Origin of the sequence: Ruegeria atlantica (genome assembly GCF_947495585.1) — a bacterium.
GTDB classification, from domain to species: Bacteria; Pseudomonadota; Alphaproteobacteria; order Rhodobacterales; family Rhodobacteraceae; genus Ruegeria; species Ruegeria atlantica_G.
Genome location: NZ_CANLZK010000010.1, coordinates 97,903 through 109,326 on the forward strand (window position 1 = coordinate 97,903; position 11,424 = coordinate 109,326).

The window sequence follows — 11,424 nt, forward strand, 5'->3', positions numbered from 1 at the left end:
ACAAAGACCGGGCTGCGCGGGGTGAGAGCGTAAGTGCGCAGCCCGGTATCCTCAAATGATCGGCAAGATCAGTCGGGAATGACTGCGGTGCCGTCAATCTCAACCAACCAGTCCGGGCGTGCGAGTGCCTGAACCACCAGCCCCGTCGAGCAAGGGTAGACCCCTTTGATATACTCGCCCATGGTGCGATAGACGGCCTCGCGGTGGCGGACATCAGTGATGTAGACGACGACCTTGACCAGATGTTCCATTGAACCGCCGGCCTCTTCGATCAGCTGCTTGATGTTCTGCATGACCTTGTGGGTCTGCTCGACCGGATCGTGGCTGTCGATATTGACCGCATCATCCAGGTTCTGCGGGCACTGGCCACGCAGGTAGACGGTTTTTCCACCTTGCGTGACGACGGCCTGACACAGGTCGTTATCGAGGTTCTGCTCGGGGTAGGTTTCTTTGGTGTTGAATTTGCGAATGCGAATGTGCGCCATTTCGGTGTCCTGTTGTCTTATTCTGCGGCTGCTGGGGCGATGATTGCCGCCTGACCATCGTAATCGGCATAGGCGCGCTGGATCGCAATCTGATCGGCTATGTATTTCGCATCGTGCCAAACGCCCCAAATGAAGGTGGAGCCACGACGTGACTGCCAAGGCAGGCCAAGGAAGTATATGTCAGGTTCGACCGAAACGCCGCGCTGGTGGATCGGCGCGCCTTTGGCGTCAAATGCGTCCGCCTTGATCCAACTGAAATCCTGACGGAAGCCCGTGGCCCAGATGATCGTGGAAATACCTTTTTTGGCAAAATCGACTGACCCAAGCGGATTGGTCAAACAGTCCGGGTCTTCAAAGGGTTCGCGCGCCTCAGACTCTTCCGGCAGATCAATTCCGGTGCGTTCCACATAGGCGTCAGCAAGATCAAGCATCTCTAGATAATTGGCGTCGCCTGCGGCTACGTTGCGCTGTAGATCATCCGCGAAGCTGAGAACGCCGTTCTCGAAGTTTTTGGTCATACCAGTAAGGGTGACCCCCTCATTTCCAAGCCGGCGGAAATCCATCGTATGCCCACCATGGGCCCCGCTAACTGAGATGGTGACATGCTCGGTTCCGGGTTTTTGCGCAGCGATATCCCAAAGTCCCAGCACACCCAGCCACCAGACATTGTCGCGACCGCGGTATCGGCGAGGCGGGCGGTCATGCGGACCAACCGACAAAAAGACCTTGCGGCCTGCGCGGTTCAACTCGTCCGCGATCTGCGCGCCGGACGACCCGGCACCGACCACCATCACGGCACCTTCTGGCAGTTGGTCGGGGTTCTTGTAGTAGAAGGAGTGGATTTGCTCGACACCAGCCGTTGCCGGCACGATCGGCGGAATGACCGGTTGCTGGAACGCGCCTGTGGCGGCCACAATGCGTTTGGCATGAATCTCGCCGGCAGAGGTTTCAACCTTGAAGCCTCCTTCACCCGGCAGACGTTCTGCTTTCAGCGCCTCTACACCTTCGCGAATGGGGGCTTTGACCATTTCGGCGTATTCGACAAGATATTTGGCAACCCGGTCCTTAGGCACGAACGCATCGGGGTCGTCGCCGTTGAACTGCAGGCTGGGAAAACGGTCATGCCAGGCCGGGCCATTGGCAACCAATGCGTCCCAACGACCGGTACGCCATGCTTCTGCAGTGCGGTTCTTTTCCAGAATGATGTGGGGCACATAGTTGTTTGCCAAGTGCTCGCTCAGCGCGATACCAGCCTGTCCGCCGCCAACAACCAGCGTATCCGTTTTCTCAATGGACATGTGTCGGTTCCCTATAACTGCATCTCGAATTGACCCTGAGAGGTCATTGCCATCGCTCATTACATGCCGGTCTTGGAGGACGAGCGATCACAATGGACCGAACGCCTTGCACTTTCAGAATTCGGACATCAGCACCTAACCGGTGAGCTAGCCGATACCTGGGTAACGGCCGCTTTGGATTGCCGCATTCTGTGCCACTCCAGCACGCTATGCACGTTTCCAGGTTAAGGTTTCACAAGTTCGAAACAGGTGAAATAACTGTCTAACTTACTCTTAATTAGGCTTTGGCTAACTTGTCGGGTTTTATGTTGAGCTCCCAGGCAGTTGCCTATTCTCCGACAGATAAGGCGCGATCAGGTAATACAGTTCCCCCTGCGAAGAGATCTGGCATTTCCGGTAAAGTTGCTTGCGCAAGACCTTTACGGTCTGGGGGCTAATGCCAAGTGTCAGGCCAATAGAAATCGACGAATGTCCTTGCAGGATCAACAGCGCCACCTGGGCCTGTCTTGGGCTTAGGCTGATGTCCTGCTCGGCGGACATGCGCCGGCGCAGTTGTTCAACGGTATCGTCCGGCTCACCTTCAATCGGGGGCTTGATGTCTGGCCAGTTCATTCTGACCAGCGCACTAACCACTGGCGCGATGTGTTTAGCCGCGCTGTAGCCTCTGGACGAGAACCGCGATGCGGTGGTTGCGTCCCTGCCGATACAGACTGTGATTGAACTGATCGGGGTAAGGCAGGCGAAAAAAGCAAGCTCATCTGTCAGCGTTGTGTTGGCGTAGTAGGATTTGAAGTACTCGTTGCGCTGAAACTGATCAGGGGCGACATCGGTTAAACGATAAAGACCGTCTGCAGCGCGGCTTTGATGTAGGCCAAAGAACGGATCCAGCAGATAGGCTCCTTTGACATAGTGGCTGTCGATGCGCTCGAAAACGCGACTGTCGCGAGCGTGGGTCATCAGAACCTGGGGCGCACGATCCTTAAAAAAGGCGATGATCGCGAAGTTATCGAATGAGCATGTCGTATCCAGCCAACGGTGCAATGCATCACCGAAGCGTTCTGATCCGATTGCCATAATTGCGGTCGACAAGGCGTCTGGTGCCGAAATTTGTGACATATTCGGGTACCCCCCTGGGGGTATATACCCCCTGAAATCGCCAAAGTAACGTAAATACTCAATTTAGGTGGTATGTATCCGCCGGCGCGATCATGGCCCGAACAAGGGACGCGCCGGATCAGCAGAACTGCTACAGGAAAACAAAGGGGTTGATCATGGCTAAAGATACGCTCGACATTCTTTCGCAGGATAAGCACCTGATTCAGTCTTTCGCCGATCTGGACGCGCTAAAGAAGCAGGGCGCTCGCACCGTCATATCGCGGGCAAAGGGCGCCTACGTTTATGACAGCGACGGAACAGAGCTGATCGACGGAATTGGCGGTTTATGGTGCGTCAATATCGGCCATGGCAATGACGAGATGATTGCCGCGATCTCGGATCAGTTGAAAACACTGGACTATTACTCGACCTTCTACAACTTTACACACCCGGCAGCGGCGGCGCTGGCCGAGAAGATCGCTCAGCTTGCGCCGGGTCATCTGAATTCGGTCTATTTCAGCAATTCCGGTTCGGTCGCAAATGACAGCGCCATTCGGATGCTGCACCATTATAATATCCGCAAGGGAAAGCCAGAAAAGAAGCTGGTTCTATCGCGGCACGGCGCCTATCACGGATCGACTCATCTGGCGATGGCGATGACCACACCTGGCTATTCCGAAGGTTGGCACGCGGCCAGCGAACTCGTGCATCACCTGCGCTCACCCCACTACTGGCGCGAATGCGGTGAGATGACCGAGGGTGAGTTCCTTAACGATCTGATCGACGATCTGACCGCCAGTATTGAGCGGATTGGCGCAGAAAACATTTGTGCGTTCATCGCCGAGCCGATCCAGGGCGCAGGCGGTGTTGTGACCGCACCTAAAGGTTATCACAAGCGCGCGTGGGAGGTCTGTAAGGCCAACGATATCAAATACGTCGCCGATGAGGTCGTCACCGCCTTTGGCCGTCTTGGGCACTTTTTTGCCTCGGAAGATGTGTTCGACATGGTGCCAGACATCATCACCACGGCCAAGGGCTTGACCTCAGGCTATCAACCGCTTTCGGCCACGATCGTCTCGGATGATATTCACGAAGTGATCTCGGGGCCCGACGGTATGTTCCTGCATGGCATGACCTATTCGGGCCACCCTGCGGCTGCGGCGGCAGGTCTGACCAACATCGCGATTATGGAGCGCGAGCAGATCCCGCAGCGGGTGCAAACAACCGGTGCACGGTTCGAATCCAACCTGCGCGGTCTGACCGACATCGAAATGGTCGGCGAAGTGCGTGGCAGCCATTTCATGATGGGGATCGAATTCGCCAAGGACCGCGCCAGCAAGGAAAGTTATCCGGATGAGACGCAAGTGGGGCTGAAAGTAGCCCAAGCCTGCCAGAAACGCGGCCTGATCGCACGCCCCTTGGGTAACGTGCTGATCTTGTCCCCGACATTGATCATGGACGAGCCAATGATTGATCGCATCGAAGCCATCCTGCGCGACGCCATCACAGAAGTTGCCGCCGGTCTTTAGATCTTGATTTACTGGGGGATGACGGCCCTCCGTGAACCCTATCAGCCAGCCTTAAGGAGCCAGCCATGCGCGATCCACGCTATGATATTCTGTTCGAGCGGATGCAGATCGGCCCTCTGACCGCCAAGAACCGGTTCTATCAAGTTCCCCATTGTAACGGCGGCGGATATCGTGATCCCTCGGCGGCGGCTGCGATGCGTGGGATCAAGGCTGAAGGCGGTTGGGGTGTGATCTTCACCGAGCAGTGCGAGATGCATCACACGTCTGAGATCACACCCTTTATCGAGCTACGTCTGTGGGAGGACAAGGACATCCCGCAACTGCGCAAGATGTCGGAACGGATGAAAACACATGGCGCTTTGGCGGGCATTCAGCTGGCATATTCCGGCATCAACGGGCCGAACCTCTATACCAAAGAAGTGCCGCTGGCCCCTTCGGCCCTTCCCATTCGGACTTTCACAAACGACCCGGTTCAAGCGCGCGCGCTGGACAAGCAGGACATCAAAGACCTGCGCCGTTGGTTTGTGAACGCTGCCAAACGGTCAAAGGACGCAGGATTTGACTTGATCTGTCTTTATGGTGCGCACGGGTTTGGTATCTTCCAACATTTCCTCAGCCGTGCCACCAACCAGCGCAACGACGAATATGGCGGCAGTCTGGAAAACCGCGCCCGGTTCAGTCAGGAGGTCATCGCCGATATGCGCGACGCGGTGGGTGATACGATGGCGATCACGTTGCGGGTTAGCCTGGATGAAACCATCGGTGAGCTTGGCTTTTCGAATGCCGAGGTGCGCGACTATATTGAGATGAACAAGGACCTGCCGGATCTTTGGGACTTGGCGCAAGGAACCTGGGAAGACTGTTCTGGCCCTTCACGTTTCAAGGAAGAGGCCGCGCAGGAAGAACTGGTGCGTGGTATTCACGATCTGACCGACAAGCCTATTGTCGGCGTGGGCCGTTTCACTTCACCAGACGTTATGGCGAAGATGGTCAAGTCCGGCACGCTGGATTTCATCGGTTGCGCCCGTCCATCCATCGCCGATCCGTTCCTGCCCAAAAAGATCGAAGAAGGCCGGATTGAGGACATCCGCGAATGCATCGGCTGCAACATCTGCATCACGGGCGACATGACCATGTCGATCAGTCGTTGCACCCAGAACCCGACCTTCATGGAGGAATGGCGCAAGGGCTGGCACCCCGAGAAAATGAACGAAAAAGGTGATAGCTCGAACGTGCTGATCGTGGGTTCGGGCCCTGCGGGGCTTGAGGCTGCTTGGGCGCTGTGTCGCCGCGGCTACGACGTTGCCGTGGCCGAGGCCCGCGACGTTATCGGAGGCCGTGTGGCGCGCGAACGTCTGTTGCCGGGCTTGTCGGCCTGGGGTCGGGTAGTGGACTATCGTGACTATCAACTCAGCCAACGCCCAAACGTGGAAATCTATCGCGAAAGCGAGTTGGATGCTGAAAGCATTCTGGAGTTCGGCTTCGAAAACATCTGTATCGCCACAGGTGCAACGTGGCGCAACGATGGTGTTTCGCGTCAGCACATTGTGCCGATGCCAATTGCCGAAGGCGCCAAGGTCTATACCCCGGACGATCTGATGGATGGCACAATCCCATCCGGCCGCGTGGTGGTGTATGACGACGACCACTATTACATGGGTGGTGTTCTGGCCGAACTGTTGGCCAAGAATGGCGCGCAAGTGACGCTGGTCACTCCATCGGCTTACGTTAGTGACTGGACCAACAACACTTTGGAACAGATTGCCATCCATCCAAGGCTGGTCGACGCGGGGGTCGAGATCGTGCTCAACCAAGGCGTCACCGAAATCCACCCGGACCATGTGGTCTCAAACTGCGTCTACACAGACCGCTCCTGGAAGATTGAGGCCGACGCTGTTGTGATGGTCGCATCCCGGCTGGAAAACAGCAGTGTCTTCAACGACCTGAAAGTATGCGAGAACGAATGGGCGGACGCAGGTATCAAGTCGGTCAGACTGATCGGCGACGCCAATGCACCAGGCCCGATCGCTTGGGCAACCTATGCCGGTCACCGCTACGCGCGGGAACTTGATGGCAAGGATATCGGTGACGCTCTGCCCTTCCGCCGTGAAATCACAGAACTTGCGATACACTAAAGGCGTTGTGGGGCTTTTGGCGGCAAAGTGCGAACTCTGCTGCCTTATGCGCTTGAACGTCAATTGACATCTGCGAAGCATCAATAGACGCAACCAAGCCCGTCAAAACGAAAAACACGTTTTCTCAACGCGACGGCGAATTGCTCTCGATTGTCTACGAACTCAAATAGGTGTAAACACCCGCATTAAGTTCGAAATTGAAAGTACTTTGCAAGCACAGCGAAGGTCAGCTTCTACCTCTATTGATTTCATCCACTATCAATGGATTGTCCACTAATGGTGACGGTGTAAATTGCCCAACCGCTCTTGTTACTAGGCCAGCGGGATTTGGACGAGACAAACGCCCCTGGCTGTAAGGAGTAGGGAGCTGACTCCTCTTTGGGCAACCCTAGTAGACAATACCGTGTCTTTGGATGCGCCTGCGGGCTGCACCACAATTGTCGAATAGCTTCGCTTCGTCCAGGTCAGCGTTCGCCACGTGGCAGATTAGCAGGAAAAGGCGCCTTCGCGTTTGATCTGCAAATCACCCCTGATTTTCCCGAAAAGGAAGACAGGATCAATCAAATTGGTTTGGATGCTGGATGAACGGAGTAAGGCGAAACTTGAAAGGTTGTGTCGCTGGTTGCAGAACCATGTGTTGCCCCACAAGAGGTGTGGGCAACACATAATTTTGCCATTCGGCGAACTTAAGACATTGATTTGTTAACAAATACTCTTTTGGTGGCCCAAGTGTTTTTCCATTTACGTCTGAAAGGAATTCCTTCGGATCAGAGTAACCAAATACCAACCATATTCTTCTGCCAAACAAGTTTCCGGGTGAACCCTAGTCTATTGGATGCTCCGAGCCGCACAATTCCGACTAGGCTAGCGAACGTGTTTGACTCCTGGAGCCCAAATTTTGTTTTTTGAGTGCAACCATCTACCTGAAGGTTTTTTGGACATTGGCGGCCGTTTCCAGAAGCGCTCTTTCGATGGTGGCTTTTTGTCTTGAAAACCGTGTCGTGGGTACAGGAATTGAGATCGCGTGCAAATCCCCGCCCCAGTCGACGAAGGAAAATCCAATTGCTGACACGCCAGCTGAGTGTTCGTCCAGGTCATAAGCTAGCCCTTGTTTTTGGATCATGTCCAACTCAGTAAAGAAATCTTCGAGATTTCCTTTAACGCCGTTTCGGTCCCACTCGTTTTGGATGAGCTTAATGGCATCCTCGGCATTGAGTTTTGCCAAGCATGCTTTTCCGTTCGCCGTGGTAGTCAATGGAAAAACCTCACCGACTTGGGAGACCGTAGTTAACCGGTAAACTCCCGGAACCTGATCCAGAAAAACCATACCAATACCGCGCATAACCGCTAGGTCAGTTGTTTCTCCGGTCTTTTGCGTCAGTTCAGTCAAGAGAAGCCGGCAGTGCTCGACAATGCTGTATTGGGCCGCCCCGGCAAGGGCGTTCAGTTCAGGGCCGAGCCGCAGACCGCCTCCGTTCGCATCGGAAATAACAAACTTCTCTTCCGCAAGGGCACTAGTGATTCTCTGTACCGTAGAGCGGGGCAGGTCAACGCGTTCGGCAATTTTCCCCAGGCTCATTCCGGACTGGCTTTCCTTCAGTACACGCAGAATCGAAGCTGCTCTCGAAATGACCTGAATGCCACCTTTGTCATTTTTATCAGGCATTTACACCTCCTCTTCGTTTCTTGGTTCTGCCGCTGCGGGTGTCAGGCGCACTGGCAAGCTGTACCACTATGCGGTGCAAGTCAACCGTAATGTGAGTTTTAAGTTGACCGCATTGCGGTGCGTATGCATCATGATACGGGACAGGTGGGGAGGCCACCCATTCAATTCAAATCGACCAACGCCGCTTCGCCGGCGAACAGAGGAGATATGCCCAATGGTTGAAATCCGCGGCATTGAGTTTCAGGCAAACACCGACAATGATATGGGGTTGGAGTTCTATAACCTGAGTCACAGATACGGGTTTCAATGCCCTAACTGGCCCTATTTCAAAGACGTCCAGATCGACCGAAAACACTACATGGCCAAGTCGGGCGTATTGTCGCAAACGATTACCACGACCATGCACGTGACCACGCATATCGATGCGCCGGCACATGTTGTTCAGGGAACGCCGTTCATCGACGAGGTACCGCTGCCGCATTTCTTCGGTTCGGGCCTGGTGGTTTCTGTCCCCAAGAAAAAGTGGGAGCAAATCACAGGCGATGATCTGGAAAAGGCTTGCGGGCATGCGATCCGCAAGGGCGACGTACTGATCATCAATACCGGTTGGCACAAGCAGTACGAAGATGGTGACTACTTCGCCTATTGCCCGGGTCTTGTTCCTTCAGCCGCCGAGTGGATGATCGAAAAAGGTGTGAAAGTGGTCGGGCATGACACCCAGGCAAACGACCACCCGTTGGCAACGGCCATTGGCCCGCAGCGAAACGGTCCGATCATGCCGCATCTTGAGAAGGAATATCTTGAGTGGTCAGGCGGAACTCCGTGGGAAGTTGACTTCCCTGAATGGGAACCGGTGCACAATATGCTGTTCTCCAGAGGTATTCTTGGAATTGAAAATGTTGGCGGTGACCTTGATGCGGTGACCGGCAAGCGATGCACCTTCGCATTCTTCCCTTGGAACTGGGACCGTGGTGATGGCTGCATCATCCGCCTGGTGGCGATGATCGACAAGAACCAGTCCTATCGCATCGAAGCTGGCGAAGAATTCTGAACACTCACGGACCGGTCGCCGGTTCGCCGGCGGCCACCAATACTATAACCCTGAGCGGAGACGAACATGCATCTGAAGCGGTTTAAAGACGCCCAACCCTACGAAGCACCGAACCACTTTGGATGCCACGGGCTTCGGTTGCAGGGGTTCGAGGAAGGCGGGCCGACAAATCAATGGATCGGCTTCAGTCAGTTCCTGCCGGGTGGAGGTGCTGGGCCGGACTCTACGCCGTTCGAGAAGGTCTACTTGGTTTTGGACGGCGAAATGACCGTCATCGTTGATGGAGTGGAAACCACCCTGGGTCCTATGGACAGCTGCACGATCGCGCCGGGCGAAGTTCGTAAAATTGAAAACCGTTCGAACCACACCTGCAAGATGCTTGTCGTCATTCCGTACCCGCCAGAAAGCTGAGGACGAATAGTATGTCTAATCCACTCAAGATGTTTGATGTTAAGGACAATGTCGCACTGATCACGGGGGCCTCTGGGGCTTTTGGCATGGTGGCCGCACGTGTTCTTGCCGGGGCCGGTTGCAACTTGGTTTTGGCAGCAGGCAACCAACAAGCGCTCGATGAGATTGCCAAAGAGTGCGAGGAGCTCGGAGCTGCTGTTGTAACAGTGAACACACGCCCAAACGATGAGGCGTCATGCGACGCACTAGTCGATGAAGCGGTCAGCACCTTTGGCAAGCTGGACATTCTAGTCGTCGCGTCCGGCATGAATAAAGTCGCTCCAATCAACGAAATGGCTCCCGAAACCTTCGATGCGGTGATGGATGCCAACGTCAATCAAAGCTGGTTGCTCGCGCGTTCGGCGGCGAAACAGATGAAGGTCAGCGAATATGGCAAGATCATCTTCGTCAGTTCCGCCCGTAGTATTCTTGGCCATCCGGCTGGTTATACTGCGTATTGCGCATCAAAGGCTGCAGTAAACGGGATCACCAAAGCCTTGGGGTGTGAGCTCGGACCGACTGGAATTACCGTCAACGCGATTGCTCCGACAGTGTTCCGGTCTCCTTTGACAGCTTGGATGTTCGAAGAAACCGACGAGGCCAAAGCGGTGCGCGATGGCTTCCTTACCCGTGTTCCAAAGGGGCGACTGGGTGAGCCAGAAGACCTTGCCGGTCCTCTGCTGTTCCTCGCGTCGAGGGCATCTGATTTCTACACCGGGCATATCCTTCATGCCGACGGTGGGTATACGGCGGGCTAAATTATGGTGCGAAAAAAACAGCAGATGGCAGTGATTGGCGCGGGTCTGATGGGTCATGGCATTGCGCTGGCTTTGGCAAAAGCAGGCCAGTACGTCGCCGTCACAGACCCTGTGGAAGAGGCTCGGAACACAGTGTCAGAGCGCATTCGTACCAGTATGGCGGCGATGGGGGATGGCGAAGCGACCATCACAAAGACCCTCGAGATGATTGAGGTCTTTGCGACAACGGCAGGTGCGGTCCGAAATGCGGACGCGGTTTTCGAAGCGGCGCCGGAAAAATTGGAACTTAAGCAAGCGATATTTGCTGAAATCGAGGCGCACGCACCAGAGACTTGCATTCTCGCATCCAATACTTCGGTCATGCCGATCACTCAGATCATGTCTGGTTTGCGGCTGAAAAACCGGGCCATCGGAACGCATTGGTGGAACCCGCCGCATATGATCCCGTTGGTCGAGGTCATCAAGACTGAGTGGACAGACCCAGAGACTGCACAGACAATGTACGATCTATTGAAGGATGCCGGAAAAACTCCGGTGATGGTCGAAAAGGATGTGCCCGGCTTTATCGGTAATCGCCTTCAACACGCGTTGTGGCGGGAAGCGGTCAGTCTGGTGGAAAACGGTATCTGCGACGCAGAGGCGGTTGATACCGTGATCAAGTCCAGCTTTGGCCGCCGGCTGGCAGTGCTTGGGCCGTTAGAGAACGCTGACCTTGTTGGCACCGATCTGACGCTCGATATCCACGAAAACGTGCTGCACGATCTTGAGGCGCACAAGGGCCCCTCAACCTATCTCAAGGCGCTCGTCGATGAGGGCAAGTTGGGCATGAAATCCGGCGAAGGTTTCAGAAAGTGGGCCGAAGGCGAGGCAGATGAAGTTCGCCAGCGTGTCGCAACACATCTGAAGAATCTCGAGAAGACTTTGTAAGATCAATCAAACACTGGCGGGAGGCCGGTG

At 55.0% G+C, this 11,424-nt stretch carries 10 protein-coding genes; 6 read left to right on the forward strand and 4 right to left on the reverse strand.

Annotation, left to right across the window (positions count from 1 at the left end; all coding sequences use genetic code 11):
• Window positions 1–68: 68 nt before the first annotated feature.
• The 3 genes from QMP16_RS16660 to QMP16_RS16670 all read right to left on the reverse strand — a co-directional run bounded on the left by QMP16_RS16660 (window position 69) and on the right by QMP16_RS16670 (window position 2,899).
• On the reverse strand, window positions 69–485 hold the full coding sequence (locus tag QMP16_RS16660; RefSeq protein WP_108862432.1) for a RidA family protein: 417 nt from the start codon (window positions 483–485) through the stop codon (window positions 69–71).
• A 17-nt stretch (window positions 486–502) separates the two neighbouring features.
• A complete protein-coding gene (locus QMP16_RS16665) occupies window positions 503–1,783 on the reverse strand; it encodes a flavin-containing monooxygenase (RefSeq protein WP_282153278.1) in 1,281 nt (426 codons plus the stop codon).
• A 303-nt stretch (window positions 1,784–2,086) separates the two neighbouring features.
• Window positions 2,087–2,899, reverse strand: coding sequence for a helix-turn-helix transcriptional regulator (locus tag QMP16_RS16670; protein WP_282153279.1), 813 nt, complete (start codon window positions 2,897–2,899; stop codon window positions 2,087–2,089).
• Between the two features lie 155 nt (window positions 2,900–3,054).
• Here QMP16_RS16670 and QMP16_RS16675 point away from each other — a divergent pair, with 155 nt between their 5' ends.
• Together QMP16_RS16675 and QMP16_RS16680 are read left to right on the forward strand one after the other, a co-directional pair.
• Window positions 3,055–4,407, forward strand: coding sequence for an aminotransferase class III-fold pyridoxal phosphate-dependent enzyme (locus QMP16_RS16675; protein ID WP_282153280.1), 1,353 nt, complete (start codon window positions 3,055–3,057; stop codon window positions 4,405–4,407).
• A 65-nt stretch (window positions 4,408–4,472) separates the two neighbouring features.
• Complete coding sequence (locus tag QMP16_RS16680) at window positions 4,473–6,542, forward strand: FAD-dependent oxidoreductase (RefSeq protein ID WP_282153281.1); 2,070 nt, start codon at window positions 4,473–4,475, stop codon at window positions 6,540–6,542.
• 919 nt (window positions 6,543–7,461) lie between these two features.
• Here the strand turns inward: QMP16_RS16680 and QMP16_RS16685 are convergent.
• The gene (locus tag QMP16_RS16685) at window positions 7,462–8,208 is read right to left on the reverse strand and encodes an IclR family transcriptional regulator (RefSeq protein ID WP_282153282.1); all 747 of its coding nucleotides are present in this window, start codon (window positions 8,206–8,208) and stop codon (window positions 7,462–7,464) included.
• A 214-nt stretch (window positions 8,209–8,422) separates the two neighbouring features.
• On the opposite strand from QMP16_RS16685, the gene QMP16_RS16690 reads away from it, so the two are divergent.
• From QMP16_RS16690 to QMP16_RS16705, 4 genes are all read left to right on the forward strand, one after another.
• Window positions 8,423–9,259 (forward strand): cyclase family protein, encoded by an 837-nt coding sequence (locus tag QMP16_RS16690; protein ID WP_085823200.1) that lies wholly within the window; start codon window positions 8,423–8,425, stop codon window positions 9,257–9,259.
• Between the two features lie 66 nt (window positions 9,260–9,325).
• Window positions 9,326–9,670, forward strand: a complete 345-nt coding sequence (locus QMP16_RS16695; RefSeq protein ID WP_282153283.1) for a cupin domain-containing protein — start codon at window positions 9,326–9,328, stop codon at window positions 9,668–9,670.
• 11 nt (window positions 9,671–9,681) lie between these two features.
• Window positions 9,682–10,467, forward strand: a complete 786-nt coding sequence (locus tag QMP16_RS16700; RefSeq protein ID WP_282153284.1) for an SDR family NAD(P)-dependent oxidoreductase — start codon at window positions 9,682–9,684, stop codon at window positions 10,465–10,467.
• 6 nt (window positions 10,468–10,473) lie between these two features.
• Window positions 10,474–11,394 carry a 3-hydroxyacyl-CoA dehydrogenase family protein gene (locus tag QMP16_RS16705; protein ID WP_282153285.1) on the forward strand — a complete coding sequence of 307 codons (921 nt, stop codon included), beginning with the start codon at window positions 10,474–10,476 and terminating at the stop codon, window positions 11,392–11,394.
• Window positions 11,395–11,424 lie beyond the last annotated feature (30 nt).